At 72.8% G+C, this 709-nt stretch carries 1 protein-coding gene; it reads left to right on the top strand.

Annotation, left to right across the window (positions count from 1 at the left end):
* The coding region (locus IY392_RS15835; protein WP_194861729.1) for an LLM class F420-dependent oxidoreductase at positions 1–709 on the top strand (709 nt) is incomplete at both ends.

Raw genomic sequence — 709 nt, 5'->3', positions numbered from 1 at the left:
TGACGGCACGGTCGCGCTGCGCGTGTTCGTCGAACCCCAGCAGGGCGCCACCTACGCCGACCAGCTCGCGGTCGCCCGCGCGGCCGAGGACCTGGGGTATGAGGCGTTCTTCCGCTCGGACCACTACCTCAAGATGGGCGACGCCAGCGGCCTGCCCGGGCCCACCGACGCCTGGCTCACCCTGGCGGGCCTGGCCCGGGAGACCAGCTCCATCCGGCTCGGCACCCTGCTCACGTCGGTGACGTTCCGCCACCTGGGTCCGCTGGCGATCTCGCTCGCGCAGGTCGACCAGATGTCCGGGGGCCGCCTGGACGTCGGCCTGGGGGCCGGGTGGTACGACGACGAACACACCGCCTACGGCATCCCCTTCCCGCCCCTCGGCGAGCGGTTCGACATGCTCGAGGACACCCTCGGCGCGCTGGAGACCCTGTGGTCGACTCCCGAGGGGGAGACGGTCACGATCCGCGGCAAGCGGATCGACCTGGTCGACTCTCCCGGCCTGCCCAAGCCGCTACAGCAGAGGCCGCCGGTCATCGTCGGTGGGTTCGGCAAACGCCGCACCCCCGCGCTCGCCGCCAGGTTTGCCGACGAGTTCAACGTGCCGTTCGCCGACGTCGACACCGCGGCCGCCCAGTACCGCCGCGTCGACGAGGCGTGCGCGGAGCGGGGTCGGGCGCCGGGGGACATCCTGCACTCTGCGGCGCTGGTC

It is taken from the genome of Dietzia sp. SYD-A1 (assembly GCF_015356725.1).
Taxonomy (GTDB): Bacteria; Actinomycetota; Actinomycetes; order Mycobacteriales; family Mycobacteriaceae; genus Dietzia.
Note: the sequence above shows the minus strand (reverse complement) of the source record. Positions and strands in the feature narration are given on the sequence as shown.